The organism is Azospirillum agricola (assembly GCF_017876095.1).
GTDB classification, from domain to species: Bacteria; Pseudomonadota; Alphaproteobacteria; order Azospirillales; family Azospirillaceae; genus Azospirillum; species Azospirillum agricola.
This window is the reverse complement of record NZ_JAGINM010000004.1, coordinates 153,189-176,055: the sequence shown is the minus strand read 5'-3', so window position 1 is coordinate 176,055 and position 22,867 is coordinate 153,189. Positions and strand designations below refer to the sequence as shown.

General features: G+C 70.6%; 18 protein-coding genes. 10 read left to right on the top strand and 8 right to left on the bottom strand.

The features are described from left to right. Positions 1-57: 57 nt before the first annotated feature. On the bottom strand, positions 58-3,630 hold the full coding sequence (locus tag J2847_RS07225; RefSeq protein ID WP_209778242.1) for a response regulator: 3,573 nt from the start codon (positions 3,628-3,630) through the stop codon (positions 58-60). 602 nt (positions 3,631-4,232) lie between these two features. Between J2847_RS07225 and J2847_RS07220 the strand changes: the two genes are divergently transcribed. Beyond that, a complete protein-coding gene (locus J2847_RS07220; protein WP_209778240.1) occupies positions 4,233-5,408 on the top strand; it encodes an OpgC family protein in 1,176 nt (391 codons plus the stop codon). A 106-nt stretch (positions 5,409-5,514) separates the two neighbouring features. On the opposite strand, the gene J2847_RS07215 is transcribed toward J2847_RS07220, so the two are convergent. The 7 genes from J2847_RS07215 to J2847_RS07185 all read right to left on the bottom strand — a co-directional run bounded on the left by J2847_RS07215 (position 5,515) and on the right by J2847_RS07185 (position 10,877). Continuing rightward, positions 5,515-6,291: an ABC transporter permease gene (locus J2847_RS07215; RefSeq protein ID WP_209778238.1), complete on the bottom strand. Its 777-nt coding sequence runs from the start codon at positions 6,289-6,291 to the stop codon at positions 5,515-5,517. Continuing rightward, positions 6,288-7,100, bottom strand: coding sequence for an ABC transporter ATP-binding protein (locus tag J2847_RS07210; RefSeq protein WP_209778236.1), 813 nt, complete (start codon positions 7,098-7,100; stop codon positions 6,288-6,290). The genes J2847_RS07215 and J2847_RS07210 overlap by 4 nt, the downstream gene beginning before the upstream one ends. 70 nt (positions 7,101-7,170) lie before the next feature. Further along, entirely contained in the window at positions 7,171-8,202 is a 1,032-nt protein-coding gene (locus tag J2847_RS07205; protein WP_233474339.1) for an ABC transporter substrate-binding protein, read from the bottom strand. A gap of 91 nt (positions 8,203-8,293) precedes the next feature. Then, entirely contained in the window at positions 8,294-9,148 is an 855-nt protein-coding gene (locus J2847_RS07200) for a hypothetical protein (protein ID WP_209778235.1), read from the bottom strand. Between the two features lie 262 nt (positions 9,149-9,410). Then, a complete protein-coding gene (locus tag J2847_RS07195; RefSeq protein ID WP_209778233.1) occupies positions 9,411-9,731 on the bottom strand; it encodes a hypothetical protein in 321 nt (106 codons plus the stop codon). A 164-nt stretch (positions 9,732-9,895) separates the two neighbouring features. Further along, entirely contained in the window at positions 9,896-10,045 is a 150-nt protein-coding gene (locus tag J2847_RS07190) for a hypothetical protein (protein ID WP_209778231.1), read from the bottom strand. 163 nt (positions 10,046-10,208) lie between these two features. Further along, positions 10,209-10,877 (bottom strand): 4-carboxy-4-hydroxy-2-oxoadipate aldolase/oxaloacetate decarboxylase, encoded by a 669-nt coding sequence (locus tag J2847_RS07185; protein WP_209778229.1) that lies wholly within the window; start codon positions 10,875-10,877, stop codon positions 10,209-10,211. A 541-nt stretch (positions 10,878-11,418) separates the two neighbouring features. Here J2847_RS07185 and ykgO point away from each other — a divergent pair. The 9 genes from ykgO to J2847_RS07140 all read left to right on the top strand — a co-directional run bounded on the left by ykgO (position 11,419) and on the right by J2847_RS07140 (position 22,843). Further along, positions 11,419-11,544 (top strand): type B 50S ribosomal protein L36, encoded by a 126-nt coding sequence (gene ykgO / locus J2847_RS07180; RefSeq protein ID WP_012973122.1) that lies wholly within the window; start codon positions 11,419-11,421, stop codon positions 11,542-11,544. 217 nt (positions 11,545-11,761) lie between these two features. Beyond that, on the top strand, positions 11,762-13,249 hold the full coding sequence (locus J2847_RS07175) for an FAD-linked oxidase C-terminal domain-containing protein (protein WP_209778227.1): 1,488 nt from the start codon (positions 11,762-11,764) through the stop codon (positions 13,247-13,249). A gap of 13 nt (positions 13,250-13,262) precedes the next feature. Continuing rightward, positions 13,263-14,465, top strand: coding sequence for a glycolate oxidase subunit GlcE (glcE, locus tag J2847_RS07170; RefSeq protein ID WP_209778225.1), 1,203 nt, complete (start codon positions 13,263-13,265; stop codon positions 14,463-14,465). A 17-nt stretch (positions 14,466-14,482) separates the two neighbouring features. Continuing rightward, a complete protein-coding gene (gene glcF / locus J2847_RS07165) occupies positions 14,483-15,859 on the top strand; it encodes a glycolate oxidase subunit GlcF (RefSeq protein WP_209778224.1) in 1,377 nt (458 codons plus the stop codon). 137 nt (positions 15,860-15,996) lie between these two features. Beyond that, positions 15,997-16,704 carry a phosphatidylcholine synthase gene (gene pcsA, locus J2847_RS07160; RefSeq protein WP_085555212.1) on the top strand — a complete coding sequence of 236 codons (708 nt, stop codon included), beginning with the start codon at positions 15,997-15,999 and terminating at the stop codon, positions 16,702-16,704. Positions 16,705-16,826: 122 nt separating this feature from the next. Further along, positions 16,827-17,798 (top strand): cation diffusion facilitator family transporter, encoded by a 972-nt coding sequence (locus J2847_RS07155; protein ID WP_209778222.1) that lies wholly within the window; start codon positions 16,827-16,829, stop codon positions 17,796-17,798. Further along, a complete protein-coding gene (locus tag J2847_RS07150) occupies positions 17,795-18,562 on the top strand; it encodes a DUF72 domain-containing protein (protein WP_209778221.1) in 768 nt (255 codons plus the stop codon). The genes J2847_RS07155 and J2847_RS07150 overlap by 4 nt, the downstream gene beginning before the upstream one ends. Positions 18,563-18,721: 159 nt before the next feature. Continuing rightward, a complete protein-coding gene (locus J2847_RS07145) occupies positions 18,722-21,445 on the top strand; it encodes a DUF2339 domain-containing protein (protein WP_209778219.1) in 2,724 nt (907 codons plus the stop codon). Positions 21,446-21,532: 87 nt separating this feature from the next. Continuing rightward, positions 21,533-22,843, top strand: a complete 1,311-nt coding sequence (locus J2847_RS07140) for a hydroxyacid-oxoacid transhydrogenase (RefSeq protein WP_209778218.1) — start codon at positions 21,533-21,535, stop codon at positions 22,841-22,843. The last annotated feature ends 24 nt before the right edge of the window (positions 22,844-22,867 follow it).

The following is a 22,867-nucleotide window of genomic DNA, read 5'->3' as shown; positions in this document are numbered from 1 at the left end:
GCGGGCGGTCTTTCGGTCGGCAAGGCGTGTGGTCGGCGGATGCGGTGTTGAGAGTGGTCAGGCGACGGGATCGGTCAAGCGGCTGCGCGCGATGGTCAGACCCGCGTCGAAATCGAAGCGGCCGACCGCCTTGGCCAGCGCGTCGTAGGCGCCGGTCCCCAGCGCCGCGCGCAGGCTCTGCTCCTCCTCCTGGACCAGCTCGTGGGCGTCGGCGTCGTCGTCGGCCAGCAGGGCGGCGAGCCGGCGCAGCAGCGCCTCCTGCGCGGGGGTCGGCGGGGGCGGCGCGGCCGGCGCCTCGGCGGCGGCCGCTGTCGCGGGCGATTCGGTGTGCGCTTCGGCGGGCGCCGCCGTCAAGGGCGGGATCGCGCGGTCGATGGCGGCCAGCGTCCGGCGCAGCGCCTCGCCGTAGCGGGCGATGAGGCCTTCCGTCTCCCCCCCGGCCCGGCCGTCGCGCAGGGCGGTCTCCAGGGCCGCCGCCGCGTCGGCGAGGGCGCCGGCGCCGATCTGCGCCGACAGGCCCTTGGCGGTGTGGGCGGCGATCTCCGCGAGGTTGGACTGACCCGCCGCGAGGGCGGCCGTGATCCGTTCCGCCGACCCGCCCTGCTCGGCGCGGAAGCGGTCGAGCAGGGAGCGGTAGAGGTGCGGCCGGTTCAGCACGCGGTGAAGGCCGGCCCGCGCGTCGATCTCCGGCCCGACGGCGGCGAAGGGCGCCGGCACGGGGGCCGCCGCGCCGCGGGCGTCCGGCGCGGCGGCGTCGGACGAACCGTCCGCCACCCCGCCCGCGCCGTCCGCCACCGGCCGGCCGGCCCAGCGGGCGACCATGGCGTACAGCTCCTCCGGGTCGATCGGCTTGGAGAGATGGTCGTCCATGCCGGCCTCCAGGCAGTCCCGGCGGTCGCTGGCCATGGCGTTGGCGGTCATCGCCACCACCGGCAGCTCCTTGAACTCCGGCTTTTCCCGGATGCGGCGGACGGCGGTCAACCCGTCCATCACCGGCATCTGCATGTCCATCAGGACGATGTCGTAGCGCTGCGCCGCCAGCCGCTCCAGCGCGATGGCGCCGTTGTCGACGATGTCCGGCAGGGCGCCGGCGCTGGTCAGCAACTCGCGCGCGACGTCCTGGTTCAGCAGATTGTCCTCGGCGACCAGGATGCGCAGTCCGGCCAGCCGCTCGCCGGTCGCGGCGTCGGGCGCGTCGGACGGCACGACATCGGCGCCGACGATGCCGAGCGCGCGGGACGCCGCGTCGAGCAGGACGCTGGGGTTCACCGGCTTGACCAGGATCTCGTCGACGCTGGCGCGCGCGGCGCGGTGCATGATCTCCGCCCCGCCATAGGCGGTGACCAGCACGAAGGCCGGATCGACGGCCGACGCCGGATCCTGGGCGTGCAGGGCGCGGATCGCGCGAACCGCGTCGATGCCGTCCATGCCGGGCATGCGCCAGTCGGCGAAGACGATGTCGAAGGGCTTGCCGGCGGCCAGCGCCGCGCGGGTCGCCTCGACCGCCTCGCTGCCGCCCTCGGCCCCCTCCACCTCGAAGGTCATCGAGCGCAGCATGTCGCAGATCACGGTGCGGGTGCTGTCGTTGTCCTCGATCACCAGGGCGCGCCGGCCGCGCAAGCCCGCCGGGGCGGCGGCCTGCCGGTCCGACGCCCCGGCGGCGACGCCGAGGCTGGCGGTGAACCAGAACAGGCTGCCCTCGCCGGGCCGGCTCTCGACGCCGACGGAGCCCCCCATCATCTCGGCCAGCCGCTTGCTGATGACCAGCCCAAGCCCGGTGCCGCCGAAGCGGCGGGTCGTCGAGACGTCGGCCTGCTGGAAGGGCTGGAACAGGCGGCCCCGCGCCTCCTCCGACAGGCCGATGCCGGTGTCGCTGACGGCGAAGCGCAGCCGCACCCGGCCGTCCGCCGGTGCGGTTCCGCCGACGTCGCGCCGCACCGTCACCTTGATCTCGCCCGACTCGGTGAACTTGATGGCGTTGCTGACGTAGTTCAGCAGGATCTGGCCGAGCCGCAGCGGGTCGCCGACCAGCCGCAGCGGCACGTCGGCGCCGATGTCGAGGACCAGCTCCAGCCCCTTGGCCGCCGCCTTCTCCACCACCATGTCGGCGACGTCCTGGAGCACCCGCTCCAGCTCCAGCTCGATCGCCTCGATGGTGAGCTGGCCGGCCTCGACCTTCGAGAAGTCGAGGATGTCGTTGATGATCGACAGCAGCGAGCGGCCGGCGTTGAGGATCTTGGTCGCCTGCTCGTGCTGGGCGCGCTCCATGCCGGCGCGCATCAGGATGTGGGCCATGCCGATGATGGCGTTCAGCGGCGTCCGCACCTCGTGGCTGACGTTGGCGATGAAGGCCGACTTGGCGCGGTTGGCGGCATCGGCGCCGCGCACCGCCTCCTCCAGCTCCTGCTGGACGCGCTTGCGCTCGGTGACGTCGCGGACGATGCCGGTGAACAGCCGCTCGTCGCCGAGCTGGACCTGGCTGATCGACAGCTCCAGCGGGAAGACCTCGCCGTTCTTGCGGCGGCCGACCGTCTCGCGGCCGATGCCGATGATCTTGGCCTCGCCGGTCTCGCGGAAATGCCGCAGGTAGCCGTCATGCGCCGAATGGTGCGGTTCCGGCATCAGCATGGAGACGTTGCTGCCGACCGTCTCCTCGGCGCTGTAGCCGAACATGCGGGTGGCGGCCGGGCTCCAGCGCAGGATGACGCCGCGCTCGTCGATGGTGATGATGCCGTCGACCACCGTGTCGAAGATGGCCTGGAGTCGCGCCTCGCCGGCCTTGGCGTCGCGCTCCAGCTGGGCGCGGCGGGCGATCTCCTCGCGCAGCGCGTGGGCGGTCTCGACCTGCCGGCCGGCGACGGCGGCGGCGATGGTGGCGGTGGCGAGCGACACCGCGAAGACGACGACCAGCAGGGCCAGCGTCGTCGGCGGCAGGGTGACGACCAGCTCGTCCGGCGTCTGGGTGGGGAAGAAGACCGCGGCGTTCATGGCGGTGTAGTGCATGCCGGTGACGGCGCCGCCCATCACCGCCGCCGCCGCCACCATCGCCAGCAGGCGGGCGCGGGGCGTCTCGGCCCGGCGGGTCAGGCCGCGGATGCTCAGCGACACGAAGGCCAGCACCACGGCGACCACCACCGACAGCGCCACCATGCGCGCGTCGTAGCGCAGCACGGCGTCGAGGTCCATCGCCGCCATGCCGGTGTAGTGCATGGCGCCGATCCCGGCGCCCATCAGGGTGGCGCTGAGCGCCAGCCGCTTCGGCCCGACCTCTTCCGTCCGCCCGATCACGGTCAGGGCGACGCCGCTGGCCATCATCCCCGGCAGCAGCGACAGCAGCGTCAGGCCGGTGCTGTAGTTGATGCCACAGGGCAGGGTGAAGGCCAGCATGCCGATGAAATGCATCGCCCAGATGCCGCCGCCCATGCTGGCCGAGCCGGCCCCCAGCCACACCGCGCGGGCCAGCCGGCGCGAGGAGCCCAGCCGCTGGGCGATCATCAGGGCGGCCAGCGAGGCGAAGGCCGCGATCAGGAAGGACAGGCCGACCAGCCAGGGATCGTAGGAACCGACCAGCACCGCGTCCAGGGGGCCGGGAGCGGCGGGGCGGAACAGGGAATCGAGCCACAAGGTCATGCTGGGTGCCGTTTCTTTCCGCGCGATGCCCGGTCAAGGCATGGAGGTGCCGTCGTCACGCACGCGCGTGGATTAGGCCATGCGCATGGAGGCAATCCAACCCTTTTGATTGCAACGATCTGAAACATGTTTTCGCTTCAAGTAACCACATTCGCCGGATGGGCGAACAATTCAGTTCCGAAGCACGTTTTCCTTCCTTCTTATTTGCCGGAGCGGTGAAGTTTGGATTGAAGCGGGGGTAGGGGGCTCCCGAGTGTGCCGCCGGATCGTCCCGGTTGCAGGGGCCGGCGTGAAAGAAGACCCCGGAACGCCGCTGGCGGCCGACAGAACAGAAGCGCCTGTCCACCGCTCCTCAAATGATTAGGTTTCTAAGTAATCAAATATTATAGACAAAATGGCTGTGCAAATTCGTGTGGACTGGGCCATTCCGGGCGGATTTCGGATAGCAACGGATGGCGTTTCTTGACGATGACCGCCGCCGGCCCAGGATGAGTGCGGGCGTGATTGCGGGACCCGGCTCGGCGTGGGCGCCGCGTGTGACGGGTTTTCGATCGCAACCACGAGGCTGGACCGAAAGCGTTGGACCGATGGGGGCGTGGGGGATGCCGGAGCGGCAAGGGCGGGATGTCCGCCTCGATCTTTTCAGGGGCCTCGCCCTTCTGGTGATCTTCATCAACCATGTCGGCGGCAACCCGCTGGCGAAGGTCACGCCGAGCCGCCTGGGGCCGTCCGACGCGGCCGAGGTGTTCGTCTTCATCTCCGGCTTCGCCGTCGCCCTGGCCTACGGACCGGTGCTGGCCGAGCGCGGCTGGCGGGCCTGCCAGGGCAAGGCGCTGGCGCGCTGCCGGCAGCTCTGGATCGCGAACGGCGTCACCATGCTGGCCTGCGCCGCCGTCGTCGCCGCCGCGGTGTTCGGCGGGGGGCTGTCGATGGCCGACTCGCACCGGCTGGCCAGCTTCTCCCTGCTGTTCGAGGAGCCGCTGACGGCGCTGAGCTGGAGCGCCCTGCTGCTCTATCTGCCCTACGCCTTCGACATCCTGGCGCTCTACATCCTGCTGATGGCGGCGGCGCCGCTGTATCTGTGGCTGTACCGCCGGGCCGGGATCGCCGCCTTCCTGCTGCCGCTTCTGCTCTACGGGGTGGCGCAGGCGGCGCCCGGCTTCGTGCCGCCCAACCTGTGGGGCGGCCAGTGGAACTTCAACCCGCTGGCGTGGCAGGTCGTGTTCTTCCTCGGCACGACCATGGGGCTTGTCCGCAACGGCGATGGCGCCGGCGGCGGTTTCGACCGCTGGCGCACGCCGCTGCTGTGGCTGTCGCTGGGCGTGCTGCTGGCGATGACGCTGTGGAAGGGCGTGGCGGCCGACCCGGTGCAGGCGCGGCTGCCCGAGGCGCTGGCGGCCTGGCTGCCGGCGGACGGCATCCCGCTCGCCGACAAGGAGAGCCTGGGGCCGATGCGGCTGCTGCATTTCATCGCGCTGGCCTGTGCGGCGGCGCTGCTGGTGCCGCGCGGGGCCGGCTGGCTCGGCTCGGCGCCGGCGCGGCTGCTGTCGGTGTGCGGCCGGCACGCCCTGCCGGTGTTCTGCGCCGGCCTGTTCCTGTCCTTTTGCGGAACGGTCGTGCTGATGAAGGCGCCGGGAATGGCGGCGGCGCTCGCCGTCAATCTCGGCGGGGTGGCGGCGATGCTGCTGCTCGCCACCGCGCTGGAGCGCCGCCGGCGGCAACGCCGGTCGGCGCGGGCTCCGGCCCCCGGCTACCGGCGGCTGCCGGAGGCCTCCTGACCGGCCAAGGCCTCGCGCGTTTCACATGAAACGCACGAGGCCTTGGCTCCATGTCCGGCGATCCGAGCCACGCTCCAAATCGATTCCGGTTTTGTGCGATCCGAATCTAGAGGCTCTCGCCGCCGCGGTGGGCCCAGCGGGTCGAGCGGTGCTCGATCACCGAGAAGGCGCCGTACATGGCGATGCCCATCGCCGCGATCACCAGCAGGCCGGCGAAGACCAGCGGCATGTTGAAGCGCGAGCTGGCCGACATCATCAGGTAGCCGACGCCGAGGTTGGAGGCGACCGTCTCCGACATCACCGAGCCGACGAAGGCCAGCGTCACCGCCACCTTCAGCGAGGCGAAGAAGAAGGGCAGGGCCCGCGGGAAGCCGACCTTCAGCAGGATGTCGGTGCGCGTCGCCCCCAGCGAGCGCAGCACGTCGCGCAGTTCCGGCTCCAGCGTGGCGAGCCCGGTGGCGACGTTGACGACGATGGGGAAGAAGCTGATGAGGAAGGCGGTCAGCACCGCCGGCACGGTGCCGATGCCGAACCACATCACCAGGATCGGCACCACCGCCACCTTGGGCACGCTGTTGAAGCCGATCAGCAGCGGGTTGGCGGCGCGGTAGACGGCGCGCGACGAGCCGACCAGCGCGCCGAGCAGCACCCCGAACGCCACCGCCAGCGCGAAGCCGCCGAGCGTCGTCAGCAGCGTCTGCAAGGCGTGCATCCAGATGGCGTCGCGGTAGGTCCAGGCCGCCAGGAAGCTGGCGGAGGGGGTGGGCAGCAGATATTCGGGGACGGCGAACAGGCGGCAGGCCAGCTCCCACACCACGAACAGGCCGACGGCCGACAGCAGCGGCATCGACTTGTCGACCACGGCCTTGGCGCGCGGCGTCATCGGGCATCCTCCGGAATGGTGTCCTGCGCGGCGCGCACCGCGCTGATGTGGTTGCGCAGCTCGTGGACCAGATCGGTGAAGTCGCGGGTGAAGGTGGTCTCCAGCGTGCGCGGGCGCGGCAGCTCGTTGCGCCGGACATGCACGATGCGGCCGGGCCGCTTGCTCATCACATAGATGGTGTCGGCCAGATAGGCGGCCTCGCGCAGGTCGTGGGTGACCAGGATCACCGTGAAGGGCCGCCTGGTCCACAGATCCTGGAGGATCGCCCACAGCTCCTCGCGGGTGAAGGCGTCGAGCGCGCCGAACGGCTCGTCGAGCATCAGGAGGTCGGGCTCGTGGATCAGCGCGCGGCACAGCGAGGCGCGCTGCTGCATGCCGCCGGAGAGCTGCCAGGGGAACTTGCCCTCGAAGCCGGCCAGCCCGACGCTGGCCAGCATGGCGCGGGCGCGCTCCTCGTACTCGGCGCGGGCGCCGCGCAGGCGGCGGCGGTGCGGCTCAACGATTTCCAGCGGCAGCATCACGTTGTCCAGCGTGGTGCGCCAGGGCAGCAGCGTCGGGTTCTGGAAGGCCATGCCGACGATCTTCAGCGGGCCGGTCACCTCCTGCCCGTTGACGATCACCGTGCCGGTCGAGGGGCGCATCAGCCCCGACACCAGCTTCAGCAGCGAGGATTTGCCGCAGCCGCTGGGGCCGACGACGGCGATGAACTCGCCCTTGGCGATCTTCATCGTGGTTTCGGACAGGGCCAGCGTGTCGCCGGCGCCGTAGCGCAGCGTCACCCGGTCCAGATCCACAAAGGCGGCGGTCATCTCCGTCGGTCCTCTCTGTTTTCCGGAAACGAGCCCCTCTCCCCTCGCGGGAGAGGGACTTTCAACCGCCTTACGGCGTCAGCTTGCGGTCGGCGGCGGCGGGCAGGAAGGAGGCGTCGAACACCTCGGCCGGCGCCGGCTTCCTGGCGAAGCCGAAGGCCAGCGCCACCTGGTCGATCGCCGCGGCCAGACGCTCGGGCCGCACGCCGCCCATGCCGTCGGCCTTCACGTCCGGGGTCAGCACGCACATCTCCAGCGCCATCTTCAGGCGGTCGAGCTCCAGCTTGTCGTCGATCAGCGGGTCGCGCTTCCTGATCGCCTGGATGCCGCCGGCCGGGTCGGCGACGACGTCGCGCCAGCCCTTCACCACCGCGCGCAGGAAGCCCTTCACCGCCTCGGGATTCTCCTTCATCAGCTTGGGCGAGGGGATCAGCGCGTTGCCGTACAGGCTGACCCCGGCGTCGGCGAAGTTGAAGATGGTCAGGTCCTTCTCCGTCACGCCCAGCGCCCGCAGGTTCAGCAGGCTGGTGAAGTAGAAGCCGGAGATCGCCTGCACCTCGCCGCGCATCAGCATCGGCTCACGCAGCGGCGGGTCCATGCTCTTCCAGGTCACGCCGTCGGCCGGAACGCCGACCGCCTTGGCGTAGGCGGGGAACAGCTTGCGCGGAGCGTCGAAGACCGGGGCGCCCAGCGTCTTGCCGGCGAGGTCGGCGGGCTTGGCGATGCCGCTCTTCTTCAGGGCGAAGACCGAGAAGGGCGGGATGTCGTAGACGATGAAGGCGGCCTTCATCGCCTTGTCGGGGTTCTTGTCGTTGAACTCCATCATCGAGTTGAAGTCGGCCATGCCGATGTCGTAGGCGCCGCTGGCGACGCGGGTCACGGCACCGGCCGACCCGTTGCCGGTGTCGATGGTGACGTCCAGCCCCTCGGCCGCGAAATAGCCCTTGTCGGCGGCGACCAGGAAGGCGGCGGCGGGACCCTCGAACTTCCAGTCCAGGGTGAATTTGAGGGAGGTGGCGGCGTCGGCGCCGCCGGCGGCCAAGGCCATCACGGCGGCGAGGCCGGCGCCGGACAGCAGCGTGCGGATCGTCTTGAGCATCATGGTCTCACTCTCTCGGTCTTCGGAGGTCTCGGGAGGGGGGACGCTCCCGGCGCTGTTCGCCGCCGGAAGCCCCGATGGTGCCACGGACGGCTTAGAAGTGGATCTGCGCTTCGAAGATCGGCGCGCTTTCGATCGAGCCCTGGACCTTGGTGTGGTCGTTGCCGAACTTGTTGTACCAGTACTGCCAGCCGAAGCCGGCCTTGAAGGTCTTGGGCTGGCCGAACGCCGAGCCGACGTCCCACATCAGCTTCGGGCGGACCAGGATCTCGGTCTTGGTCTCGCGGTTGAAGCCGTCCTTGCCCTTCGGGCCGACGATGTTGCCGAAGCCCTCGAAGTTGACCGGGACGCCGACGGTGCCGAGCGGGATGTTCCAGGCGGTCGCCAGGATCGGCGCCGCGTCGAACTCGACCTCCTTCTTCGTGATGCCGTTGTGGTTCCATTCCTTGCTGGCCAGGACGGCGACGGTCAGGAAGCCGGGCACGTCGAAGGAGAAGGAGGGGCCGAACACCGGCAGCACCTTGCGCGAGGCGAAGGTGGTGTTCTTGGTGTTCAGGTCGATGCCGGCCTCGATGGCGATGTCCCTGATCGGGCCGAAGGCGAAGGCCTTGCTGCCGGTGACCTTGTTCAGGCTGAGGTCGTGGCGGTAGACGGCGTAGGCCTCGACGGCGCCGGTGTCGCCGCCCGACGCCGGGTCGGCGCGGTTCGACTTCAGGATGTCGATGTTCAGGAAGTTGCCGCCCAGCGAATAACCGTTCACATGGGTGAAGGCGACGATGTTCTTGGTGATCTGCCGCGCCTCGCCGTTGGAGCGGGTGACGCCCGGTTCACGGAAGTTCGTGCCCAGCCGGTAGCTGACCGACGTGTCGCTCCAATCCAGCGCGTTGGCGGATGAAACGCTGGCGGCCAGACCGAGCGCTGCCAGGGAAAGCACGACCTTCTTCGACATGATCATCATCTCCGGTGGTGGGAAAGGGCCGTCCGCCCTTCCGCATCTGTGTACGGCAGCCCAAAAGCATGAGGCGTGCCAGGAGATGAAACTCCTTTTGTTTCAGTATGTTGATTTGGCCGATGGCACCGGGGCCGCCAAGGATTCATGCCTTTCGGGATAACGTCGCCCAGCCTGTCGGCATAACCCTATGGGATGTGCCTGTATTTTATGCGGGAAGACGGCGATCTTCAGGAAATCACTCTTTATGAAGCGGCGTCCCTCATGAAGAAGCGCTCGGGTTTCCCAGGGTTTCGATGAAATGTGGAAATGATTGCGAGGCGTGATGGATTTCAGAATCGTGTGCATAAAAAATTTGCAAAGCAGATTGGTAAGGTATTGCGATGTCGTGAGAAAAAATTTTGAATTGAACATTAGGACAAAAAAATACCCGCCGGTCAGGCGGGTTCGTTCGTGCATTTTTATTGTGGGATGTGATGGTTTGTTCGTGATGCAGTACGGATTGTTCTGCTGGAATCCCCAGATTTACGGGGTTCTGGAAAAACATATCATCGCGGCATCGAAAAAGCTGGTGATTGTTCATCCGATCATCTTGTGGATGACGCCGATGAGGAACTCTTTTGAACCGTATAGGTTGTCGCCATCCTAACGTCATCGGGGCGCCAGGATTGTTTCGATCATTTTGAAACTGCTTCCGCCATCGCGACAGCCTGCGACGGGCGAGGGAGGGGCAAGACGATCGCGCCGTCAGTCGCCGCCACGCGACCAGTCGCCGCCGCCGCCGGAGCCGACCGACGCCTGGGGGATTTCGGAACGATCCCCTCCGGCGGCGCATCCGGCGAGCAGGGCGAGGAGGATGAGGGGAATGGCCCGGCGCAGCATGGTGCCCTCCGTCACGCGAGAGAGACTCGGCAACGGCCGGGCGCGGCGGTTGGTTCCGGAGAGCGGGCCCGGGCAAGGGATTTGGGCAACGGGCTTTGGGCAACGGGCTCCGGGCACCCGAAGGCCCGGCTCGCGGGGAGCCGCGCCTTGCGGGTGGAGCCTTGCGGGATGCCGGCGCTCAGACGGTGATGCCGGCGGCGTCCAGATAGGGGTGCAGCTTCAGGATCGTCAGCGTGGTCTCGCCCTCGCCCAGCTTCTCGCGGTAGCCCTCCTCCGCCGCCTCGCGCGCGGCGGCCTTGGCGAGCGTGTCGGCGGCCTGCGCCTGCGGGACCACCACCACCCCGTCGTCGTCGGCCACCACGAGGTCGCCGGCCGACACCAGCACGCCGCCGCAGGCGATGCCGGTGTTCACGGTGCCGCCGGCGTCGGTCTTGTTGGTGCCCTTCATGCTGGTTCCCCGGCAGAAGACCGGGAAATCCATGCCGCGGATCGTGGTGGCGTCGCGCACGCAGCCGTCGATCACCAGACCGGCGATCCCCCGCGCCTTCGCCGCCGCGGTCAGCACGTCGCCCCACGGGCCGGCCTCGGTCATGCCCTTGAAGTCCACCACCAGCACGTCTCCCGGCTTGGCCAGGGCGACGGCGATGTGGATCATCAGATTGTCGGTCGGCCCGCAGGACACGGTCAGCGCCGGCCCGCACAGCCGCATGCCCGGATAGAGCGGCTTGATCGGGTGGGCCATGGCCCCCTTCCTGCCCAGCGCCTCGTGCAGCGTGGCGGGCGATTGCGTCCGGAAGGCCTCGACCAGAGCCGGATCCGGGCGGGGGAAGTCGTGAAGGACGGTCATACGCGGAGAACCTTTCGCAGCAGTCACACCGTTCCCGTGATCCGGAGCGGTTGATTCGGAACGGCCGGGCGGCCGGAGGCGGTTGCGCGGATCCCGCTGGGCGAGGCTCCGGCGGTGGGCTCGGGAGGCGTCGCTCGTGAATCGCGTGCATCACCGGCGACCGACAAGTATTTCCGACTATGCCTTACGTGGATTTTACCGTCAAACGGTGGTTGTTCATTGGTGATTCCGATCCCGGAACGGGTGGAGCCTTAGGGCTGGAATGCACGGGCGGGTCGAATGCCCGGTGGATCGGCGACGGATCTGTCGAATCGTCGAATGCCGCCGGTCGGTGTTTCAGCGTTTTCTAAAGAAAGGGGCGGCGGCCCCGTCGCGGGTGTGGCGCCGAACGTGGAACCGGGCGGGAAAACCCGTCATTCGGCCGTCCGCGAGGCGGTTTTCCGGCGCAATCGCCCCGATCGACGGCGGCGTTGACAGGGCGGGGGCACCGCACTATGGTGCGCGCCTTCGATCGAGCCGCCGAGCGTTCAGGAACATCATCATGAAAATCGTCAACTCTCTCAAGTCGATGAAGACGCGCCACAAGGCCTGCCGCGTGATCCGCCGCAAGGGCCGTGTCTACGTCATCAACAAGCAGAACCCGCGTTTCAAGGCCCGCCAGGGCTGATCCGGTCGGAGGGCCGGGGGTTTCCTCGGTCTTCGGACTTTCGGGTGTCTCGCAAGAGCCGCGCCTTCGGGTGCGGCTCTTGCGTTTTGGGCTTCCTTTTCCCAAGGGGAGCGTTCCGGAGAATCGGCGTCGCGGGGCATCTTGTGCCGTCGCGCCGGCGGATGGTAGGTCTAGCGGACGGATTCGGACCCAGCGGGAAGCGAGGAACGTCCAGGCCATGAAGATGCCAACCCCGGACAGCGGCATCATCGCGCGCCGCCGCGCCATCGTCGAGGCGCTGCGCGCCATCGTTCCCGGCGAAGGGGTGATCGTCGACGAGAACGAGCTGCGCGCCTACGAATGCGACGGGCTCACCGCCTACCGGCAACTGCCGATGGTCGCCGTGCTGCCGAGCACGGTCGAGCAGGTCAGCCGGATCCTGAAGACCTGCAAGGAGATGGGCGTCAAGGTCGTGCCGCGCGGGGCCGGCACCTCGCTGTCGGGCGGGGCGCTGCCGCTGGCCGACGGGGTGCTGCTGGGGATGGGCAAGTTCAAGCGCATCCTCGACCTCGACTTCGCCAACCGCTGCGCCGTCGTCCAGCCGGGGGTGACAAACCTCGGCATCTCCAACGCGGTGGCGCACGAGGGCTTCTATTACGCCCCCGACCCGTCGAGCCAGATCGCCTGCACCATCGGCGGCAACATCGCCGAGAATTCCGGCGGCGTGCATTGCCTGAAATACGGCCTGACCACCAACAACGTGCTGGGGCTGGAGATGGTGCTGATGGACGGCACCATCCTGCGGCTGGGCGGCAAGCACCTCGATTCGGGCGGCTACGACCTGATGGGGATCGTCACCGGGTCGGAGGGGCTGCTCGGCGTCGTCACCGAGGTGACGGTGCGCATCCTGCGCAAGCCGGCGACCGCGCGCGCCGTGCTGATCGGCTTCCCGTCGAGCGAGCAGGGCGGCGACTGCGTGGCGGCGATCATCGCCGCCGGCATCATCCCCGGCGGCATGGAGATGATGGACCGCCCGGCCATCCACGCGGCGGAGGCCTTCGTCCACGCCGGCTACCCGCTGGACGTCGAGGCGCTGCTGATCGTCGAGCTGGACGGCCCGGCGGCCGAGGTCGACCACCTGATCGAGCGGGTCGAGGCCATCGCGCGGAGTCGCGGCTGCGTCTACGCCCGCGTCTCGACGACCGAGGAGGAGCGGCTGGCCTTCTGGGCCGGGCGCAAGGCGGCCTTCCCGGCGGTGGGGCGCATCAGCCCCGACTATTACTGCATGGACGGCACCATCCCGCGCAAGGCGCTGCCGCTGGTGCTGCAACGGATGCAGGAGATGTCGGCGCGCCACGGCCTGCGCGTCGCCAACGTCTTCCACGCCGGCGACGGCAACCTGCACCCGCTGATCCTCTACGACGCCAACAAGCCGGGCGAGCTGGAAAAGGCCGAGGAGTTCGGCAACGACATCCTGCGCCTGTGCGTCGAGGTCGGCGGCGTGCTGACCGGCGAGCACGGAGTCGGCGTCGAGAAGCGCGACCTGATGACCGACCAGTTCGAGGCGGTCGACCTGGAGCAGCAGCAGCGGCTGAAATGCGCCTTCGACCCCGACGGGCTGCTGAATCCCGGCAAGGTCTTCCCGACGCTCCACCGCTGCGCCGAACTCGGCCGGCTGCACGTCCACAAGGGGGAGCTGCGCTTCCCCGACATCCCGCGCTTCTGAGGGGCCGCCCGGCATGACCATCACCACGCTGAAGCCGGAGACCGCCGCCCAGGCCGCCGAGGCGGTGCGCTGGGCGTTATCGGCCGGTGAACCGCTGGAGATCCTGGGCAGCGGAACCCGGCGCGGACTGGGCCGTCCGGTCCAGGCCGGGCACGCGCTGGATCTGTCCGGCCTGTCGGGCATCGTCGCCTACGAGCCGGAGGAGCTGGTGCTGACCGCGCTGGCCGGCACGCCGATGGCGACCATCCTGCCGATGCTGGCGGAGCGCGCGCAGCACCTCGCCTTCGAGCCGCCGGACGGGGGCACGCTGGGCGGGCTGATGGCCAGCGGGCTGGCCGGGCCGCGCCGCATCTCCGCCGGGTCGGCGCGCGACCACGCGCTCGGCATTGCCGGGGTCAGCGGGCGTGGCGAGCATTACAAGGGCGGTGGCAAGGTGGTGAAGAACGTCACCGGCTATGACCTGCCCAAGCTGATGGCGGGCAGCTTCGGCACGCTGACCGCGCTGACCGAGATCACCGTGAAGGTGCTGCCGGCGCCGGAGGACACGGCGACCCTGCTGCTCGCCGGGCTGGAGGATGCCGGCGCGGTGGCGGCGCTCGACCGCGCCCTGCGCAGCCCCTACGACGTGTCGGGGGCGGCGCATCTGCCGGCGGGGATCGCCGCGCGCTCGGGCGTCGCGGCGGTGGCGCGGGCCGGCGGGGCGGCGACGCTGGTGCGAATCGAGGGCTTCGGCCCGTCGGTCGCCGCGCGGGTGGCGCTGCTGCGCGAGGAATTGCGGGCCGATGCGGTGCTCGGGCGCGACGAGTCGCTGGCGCTGTGGCGCGAGGTGCGGGACGCGGCGTGGTTCGGCGGGCTTGGCGGAGGGGACAGCCTCCCCCATCTCTGGAAACTATCCGTGCCTCCCGCTTCCGGTCCGGCGACCCTAGCCGCGATCCGCCGCAGCCTCGACGTCGAGGCCTTCTACGATTGGGGCGGTGGGCTGATCTGGCTGACGGTGCCAGCCGATCCCAACCTGCCCGATGCCGCCGCGACCATCCGCGCCGCCGTCGGCGCCCAGGGCCACGCGACGCTGATGCGGGCGCCCGAGTCGGTCCGCGCCGTCACCGAGGTGTTTCAGCCGTTGCCCGAGCCGCTGATGGCGCTGACCCGCCGCGTCAAGGCCAGCTTCGACCCCAAGGGCGTTCTCAACCCCGGCCGCATGCACGCGGGCGTCTGAGGAGCGGATCCGGACCCATGCAGACGAATTTCTCGCTCGCCCAGCTGGCCGACGCCGCGACCCGCGAATCGGAAGCGATCCTGCGCAAATGCGTGCATTGCGGCTTCTGCACCGCGACCTGCCCGACCTACACCATCCTCGGCGACGAGCTGGACAGTCCGCGCGGCCGCATCTACCAGATCAAGGACATGCTGGAGAAGGGCGGCCCGCCGCCCGAGTCGACGGTCAAGCACATCGACCGCTGCCTGTCCTGCCTGTCCTGCATGACGACCTGCCCCTCGGGCGTGCACTACATGCATCTGGTCGATCACGCCCGCGCCCACATCGAGGCGACCCACAGCCGCCCCCCCGCCGACCGCGCCGCGCGCGATCTGGTGGCCCGCCTGCTGCCGAACCCGCGCCTGTTCCGTCTGGCTCTGCTGGGCGCCGCGCTGGGCAGGCCGTTGCGCGGCCTGCTGCCGAAGCGCCTGTCGGCCATGCTGGCGCTGGCTCCCGCCAGCGTGCCGCCGCCCAGCCCCAGCGACCGGCCCGGCGTGCATCCGGCCGAGGGGCCGCGGCGCAAGCGGGTGGCGCTGCTGATCGGCTGCGCCCAGCGGGTGCTGGCCCCGCAGATCAACGAGGCGACCATCCGCCTGCTGACCCGGCACGGGGTCGAGGTGGTGGTGTCGAAGGGCGCCGACTGCTGCGGCGCCTTGACGCACCACATGGGCAAGGAGGATCTCGCCCACGCCTCGGCGAAGGCGACCATCGATTCCTGGACCCGCGAGATCGAGGGGGAGGGGCTGGACGCCATCGTCGTCAACGCGTCGGGCTGCGGCACCAGCGTGAAGGATTACGGCTTCCTGTTCCGCGAGGACCCGGCCTACGCCGCCAAGGCGGCGCGGGTGGCCGGGCTGGCGCGCGACGTCACCGAGCTGATGGACGAGATCGGGCTGGCGGCCCCGGTGGTGGCGACCGGGCAGGCCATCGCCTACCACTCCGCCTGCTCGATGCAGCACGGCCAGAGGATCAAGGAGCCGCCGCGCGCCCTGCTGCGCGCCGCCGGATTCGTGGTGAGGGAGATCCCCGACGCGCATCTGTGCTGCGGGTCGGCCGGCACCTACAATCTGCTCCAGCCCGAACTGGCCGGCGAGCTGCGCGCCCGCAAGGTCGCCGCCATCGAGAGCACGCGGCCCGACGCGGTCGCCGCCGGAAACCTCGGCTGCATCACGCAGATCGCCGCCGGGGCAAGGGGCGGCGCAAGGGGCGGCGCTGGGGGTGGTGCCGGGGGCGGCACCGGCCTGCCGGTGGTCCACACGGTGGAACTGCTGGACTGGGCAACCGGCGGTCCCCGGCCGGAGGCGCTGGCGGGCCGGGCGGCTTTCGAGGGGACGGCCGAATCGGCGGCGGGCTAAGCGGTGGCGTGACAAGGCATGGAGGGGGATTCCGCGTCGCCACAAATCTGTGTTTATCTGTGCTCATCTGTGTCAGAAAATCGCCCCTCTCCGCACCTTCTCTCCCCCATGACCGCCCGCCCGAACGGAACCCCTGAATGAGCGCCGCCTACGGAATCACGCACCGCCTGTCGGCCTGGGGTGTCCATGTCTTCACGGCCAGCGGGGCGGTGCTGGGGCTGCTGGCCCTGCTCGCCACGGCGGCGGGCGACGCGAAGCTCTGCCTCGCCTGGCTGGGCGTGGCGCTGGTGGTGGACGGGGTCGACGGCACGCTGGCGCGCCGCGCCTCGGTCAAGCAGGTGCTGCCGGGAATCGACGGGTCGGTGCTCGACCTCGTCATCGATTACCTGACCTATGTGGTCGTGCCGGCGGTGTTCATGCACCGCTTCGGCCTGCTGCCGGAAGGGCTGGTCAGCATCGCGCTGGCCGCCTGGGTGCTGCTGACCTCGCTCTACTGCTTCGCCAACGTGCAGATGAAGAGCGGCGACAACTACTTCGTCGGCTTCCCGGCGATCTGGAACGTGGTGGCGCTCTATCTCTGGCTGCTCGACCTCAACCCGTGGATCAACGCGGCGATCGTCGTGGCGCTGGGCCTGCTGACCTTCACCACGGTGAAGTTCCTGCACCCCTTCCGGGTCAAGGCGCTGATGGGGTTGAACATCGCCGTCACCTCGGTGTGGCTGCTGTGCTGCGGCGCGCTGGTGGTGCTGTCGCCGGACCGGCCGGGCTGGCTGTTCGGGCTGTGGCTGGCGGCCTCGGCCTATTACGCGGCGGTCTGCGCCTGGCGCACGGCGCGCGGCCCCTGAGCGGGGGTTGACCGTCGGGAACCTCGGGCGGGGATGGATCGTTGGGGACGGGCGGGTTCGCTGAACCCGGCTCCGTTCACCCGAAGTGAACCCGGCTCCGTTCACCCGAAGGAATCCACCGCGTGGCCGAAGGCTCCACCAAGGTCGTGCTCGCCGCGCTGGGCGGCAACATGGCGATCGCGTTCACCAAATTCATCGCCAGCGCCTTCACCGGCAGCGCCGCCATGTTCAGCGAGGCCATCCATTCGGTGGTCGACAGCGGCAACCAAGTGCTGCTGCTCTACGGCATCCGCCGGGCGCGCCGGCCGCCGACCCCGCAGCACCCCTTCGGCCATGGCCGCGAGGTCTATTTCTGGTCCTTCGTGGTCGCCGTGCTGCTGTTCGGCATCGGCGCAGGGCTGTCGCTGTACGACGGCTGGCACGCGCTGACCAACCCGAGGCCGGTCGAGACGCCCTGGATCAACTTCCTGGTGCTCGGCATCGCCACGGTCTTCGAGGCGGCGTCCTGGTGGGTGGCGCTGCGCGAGTTCCGCCGCACCCAGGGCAACCAGGGCATCCTGTCGGCCGTCCACCGCTCCAAGAACCCGTCGGTCTTCGTCGTGCTGTTCGAGGACACGGCGGCGCTGATCGGGCTGCTGCTGGCCGGGATCGGGCTGGCGCTGGGCGAGATCACCGGCGACCCGGCCTGGGACGCCTGGGCGTCGATGGCGATCGGCTTCGTGCTGGCGGTTGTGGCGGCGATGCTGGCCTACGAATCGAAGGGGCTGCTGATCGGCGAATCGGCCGACCGCCGCGTCGTCGAGGGCATCCGCGCCATCGTCGGCGAGGAGGCGCGGGTGAAGCGCCCGCTCGACGTGCTGACCATGCACATGGGCCCCGACGACGTGCTGCTGAACCTGTCGGTCGAGTTCCAGGACAGCCTGAACGCCCGCGAGGTCGAGGACGCGGTCTGCGCGATGGAGACGCGCATCCGCCACCGCTTCCCGCAGGTCCGCCGCATCTTCGTCGAGGCCGAATCGCTGCGCGCCCGCCGCGACCGCGAGGCGGCCCGGCCAAATCCGGAGATGCCGAATCCGGAGGCCCGGCCGGGATGAGCGCCGATCGGACCCGGCACCCGATCCGGGTCGGCGTCGCCGGCTGGGGCATTCCCAAGCTGTCGGCCCACGCCTTCCCCGTGGACGGCTCGCATCTGGAGCGCACCGCCCGCGTGCTGCCGATGACCGAGGTGAACAGCAGCTTCTACCGCCCGCACAAGCCGGAGACCTGGGCGCGCTGGGCGGCCTCGACCCCGCCGGACTTCCGTTTCGCGGTGAAGATCCCCAAGGCGATCACCCACGAGGCGCGGCTGGCCGGCGCCGGGGACGCGCTCGACCGCTTTCTCGGCGAGGCCGGGCGGCTGGGCGACCGGCTGGGACCGCTGCTGGTCCAGCTTCCGCCCAGCCTCGGTTTCGACCCGGCGGTGGCCGACGGCTTCCTCGCGGGCTTGCGCGTCCGCTTCGACGGCGACGTGGTGTGCGAGCCGCGTCATGCCGGCTGGTTTTCCGCGGAGGCCGAGGGGCTGCTGGTCACCCACCGCGTCGCGCGGGTCGCCGCCGACCCGGCGCCGGTCGAGGGTGCCGCGGAGCCGGGCGGCTGGGATGGCCTGCGCTACTGGCGGATGCACGGCTCGCCGGTGATGTACCGCTCGGCCTACGAGCCGGCGGCGCTCGACGGGCTGGCGGACCGGCTGCTGGCGGAATCGCTGGAGCGGCCGGTCTGGTGCGTCTTCGACAACACCGCCGATTTCCACGCGGTGGACGACGCGCTGGCGCTGCTGGGCAGGATCGGGGACGCGCCGGCGCCCGTGCCCCCACCCTGACCCTCCCATGCCCGGCGGGGGAGGGTCGGGGTGGGGCGGCGGCCGAACTCCACGACCCCACTTACGCCGTTCGGCCTCCTCCGAGCGTGACCGGGACAGCGGTGGGTTGCGGCGCTATCCTTCCCCGTTCGAACGAGTGAAGAATGGGGCGGCGGCGCGATGGAGTTTGTGTTGCTGGTGCTGGTGGTCGGCGTCGTCTTCCACCGCATCGACCGCCGGCTGAAGGCGCAGGCGCGGGAAATCGACGAATTGCGGCGGGCGGTGGCGCGGCTGGGCGGCGGGCCGCTGCCCGACTCTCCGGCGGCCGATCCCGCCGTCATCGCCAGCGAGGACATGCCGCCGGAGCCCGTCCCGGTCTTCGCCGACGAAGCCCCGCCGGACCGTCCGGACGAACCGGACGCCACCTACGCTCCGGATCCCGCGCCGGGCCGCTCGCGCTGGCGCGAGCTGGAGGAATCGCTGGCCTCGCGCTGGCTGATCTGGCTGGGTGGCGCCACCATGGCGCTGGCCGCCGCCTTCTTCATCAAGCTGTCGGTCGAGCATGGCTGGCTCGGGCCGTCGGTGCGTGTGGCGCTCGGGCTGCTGGCGGGAGCCGGGCTGATGGTCGGCGGCGAGTGGCTGCGGCGGCGGCCGGAGCAACGGTTGGTCGCGGCGGCCGGGCCGGACTATGTGCCGCCCGCCCTGACGGCGGCCGGGCTGTTCGCCGCCTTCGCCAGCGTCTATGGCGGCTTCGCGCTGTTCGACCTGTTCGCCCCGCTGGTCGCCTTCGCGCTGCTGGCGGCGCTGTCGCTGGTCGGCATCGGGCTGTCGCTGCTCCAGGGGCCGTTCATCGCGGCGCTCGGGCTGCTCGCCGGCTTCGTCACGCCGCTGCTGGTGTCCTCGGACAACCCGATGGCCTGGGGGCTGTTCGCCTATCTGCTGGCGCTCAACGGCGCCGGCATGGCGGTGGTGCTGTACCGGGGCTGGCGCTGGCTCGGCTGGGGCATGCTGGTGGGGGCGGCGTTGTGGCCGCTGCTGTGGTTCGCCGACCCCTGGACGCGGGGCGATGCCCTGCCGGTCGGGCTGTATCTGCTGCTGACCGCCGCGCTGTTCCTGATGCCGGCGGTGCTCGGTCGCTGGAGCGATGTGGAGCCGGAGGAAGCCGCTCCCGATTCCGTTCCCCTCACCGGCTGGCGCGCCGCCCTGCCGTCCTGGCTGCGCCGCCGCCGCCGTCATCCCGCCGACCGGCTGGCGATGACGGCGATGCGGCTGCTCGGCCTGCTGATCGCCGGGCTGTTCTGGCTGGACGACCACGGGCCGCTGTCGCTGGCGGCGCTCGGGCTGTTCGCCCTGCTGGCGCTGGTCGCCGGGCGGCGGGTCGAGCGGCTGGCCGGCGTCGCCTGGACCGCCGCGCTGGTCGTGCTGCTGGCGCTGGCGCCCTGGGCGCTGCCCTATCTGCCGGCCCCGCCGCCCGAGCTGAACGCCGAGGGGCAACCGGTCGTCATCGCCGTGCCGGACCTCGTGCCGGTCATCGTCGAGCGCTTCCTCTGGGTGTCCGGCGGCTTCGCCGCGCTGTTCGGCCTCGGCGGCTTCATCGCCCTGTGGGAGGCGCGGCGGACGGCGTTGTGGGCCTCGCTGTCGGCGCTGATGCCGCTGGCGCTGCTGGCGCTGGCCTACGCGCTGGTCGAGCCGCCCACCACCTCGGTGGCATGGCCGGCGGCGGCCCTGGCGCTGGCGGCGCTGCTGGTCGGGGCGACGACCCCGCTGGCCCGCCACCGCCACCGGCCGGGCGCGACGCTCGGGCTGGCCGCCTTCGCGGCGGGGGCGGTCGGCGCCCTGTCGCTCGGCGCCACCATGACGTTGCGCGAGGCGTGGCTGACGGTGGCGCTCGCCCTTCAGGTGCCGGTGCTGGCCTGGCTGGAGCGCCAGCTGGCCGTCCGCGAGCTGCGCGGCGTCGCCCTGCTGGTGGCGGCCGCCGTGCTGGCGCGGCTGGCGGTGAACCCCTACGTGCTCGATTACGAGGGGATGGCCTGGATTTTCTACGGCTACGGGCTGCCGGCGCTGGGCTTCCTGATCGCCGCGCGTTGGATGCGCGCGGCGCCGGACGGGCGGGGCGACGATCTGGTGGTGATGGTGCTGGAGGCCGGCGGGCTGATCTTCACCACCCTGATGGTCTCGCTCGCCATCCACCGCTGGATGGCGCCCAGCCTCGACGAGGCGCCCTCGACCCTGGCGGAGACGGCGCTGCACACGCTGTCCTGGCTCGGGCTGGCGCTGCTGCTCGCCGCCGACCGGCGCTGGAGCGCGCGGCCGGTCGCCGTCTGGGGCCGTCGCCTGCTGGTGGTGCTGGCGGCGGCGCAGGTGGTGGGGGTGCAGGTGCTCGACCTCAACCCGCTGTGGACCGACGAGCCGGTCGGCAACTGGCCGGTGGTCAACCGGCTGCTGCTGGCCTACGGCGCGCCGGGGCTGCTGGGGCTGGTGTTCCTGTGGCTCGACCCGCCGCCCTGGCCGCGCCTGCGGCAGTTGGCGCCGCTGCTGCCCTTCGCCCTGCTCGCGCTGAATCTGGCGCTGGAGATCCGCCGCGCCTTCCAGGGGCCGGTTCTGTCCGGCTACGGGATGTCGGACGCGGAGTGGTACAGCTATTCGGCGGGATTCCTGGTCTTCGCCGTGGTTCTGCTGGTGGTGGCGCTGCGCTTCGGCTGGGGCTGGATGCGGCACGCCGGTCTGGCGCTGGTGCTGGCGGTGGTCGCCAAGGTGTTCCTCAGCGACATGGAGGATCTGGAGGGGCTATACCGCGTCGCCTCCTTCCTCGGCCTCGGCGTCAGCCTGATCGGCATCGGCTATCTCTACCAGCGGGTGCTGCTGCCGTCGGCGCGCGCGTCGGAAAACGGACCGTCCGTGTAGCGAACGGACGCATTGACAGGCCGCCGTCTCCCGCGCTCCCATCCGGGCCGGGCACGAGAACCCGACCCGGAGAGAGGAGCACCCGCGATGACGCCGATCCGCGACGCCTACCCCATCGACCCCGACGGCGAGGCCGGCTTCACCGTCGAGGCCGCGCGCATGAAGTTCGGCCCCGGCATGCTGGCCGAGCTGGGCGGCGACGCCGAGCAGCTCGGCATGCGGCGCGTCGCCCTGTTCACCGACCCGCGCGTGGCGGCGACGGCGCCCTTCGGCAGCGCGCTCGACTCGCTGAAGCGCGCCGGGCTCGACGTGGTGGTCTTCGACCGTTGCCGGGTGGAGCCGACCAGCGCCTCCTTCCTCGACGCCGCCGACTTCGCGCGGGAGGGCAATTTCGACGGTTACGTCTCCATCGGCGGCGGCTCGGTGATCGACACGGCGAAGGCGGCGAATCTCTACGCCAGCCACCCGGCGGATTTCCTCGCCTACGTCAACAAGCCGCTGGGCGAGGGGCGGCCGGTGCCCGGCCCGGTCAAGCCGCACATCGCCTGCCCGACCACCTGCGGCACCGGCAGCGAGACCACCGGCGTGGCGATCTTCGACCATGTCGAACGCCAAGTGAAGACCGGCATCTCCTCGCGCTTCCTGCGGCCGACGCTGGCGGTGGTCGATCCGCGCACCATCGACAGCCTGCCGCCGGGCGCCATCGCCGCCACCGGCTTCGACGTGCTGACCCACGCCATCGAGAGCCACACCGCGCGGCCCTACCGCTCGCGTCCCCGGCCGGAGAATTCCGCCGCGCGGCCGCCCTACCAGGGGGCGAACCCGTGGTCGGACATCGGTAGCCTCCAGGCGATCCGGCTCGGCGGCACGTGGCTGGAGCGGGCGGTCAACGACCCGGACGATGCGGAGGCGCGCGACGCGCTGATGTTCGCGGCGACGCTGGCGGGCTTGGCCTTCGGCAACGCCGGGGTCCACATCCCGCACGCCATGTCCTATTCGGTGGCCGGGATGAACCACAGCTTCACCGCGACCGGCTACGAGGCGGTCGATCCGATGGTGCCGCACGGCGTCTCGGTGGTGCTGAACGCGCCGGCCGCCTTCCGCTTCACCGGCCCGGCCGCACCCGAGGCGCATCTGCGCGCGGCGGAGGCGTTGGGGGCGGATGTGCGCGGTGCCGGACCACAGGATGGCGGCGAGCTGCTGGCGACCCGGCTGATCGCGATGATGCGGGCGACCGGCCTGCCGAACGGCCTGTCGGCGCTGGGCTACGGCAAGGCCGACATTCCGGGGCTGGTGCGGGGAGCGGCGGCGCAGCAGCGCCTGCTGACCATCGCTCCGCGCCCGGTGTCGGAGGACGACCTGCGCGGGCTCTACGCGGCGGCGATGCGCTACTGGTGAGGGGGAGGCCCTCTCCCAGGGTGG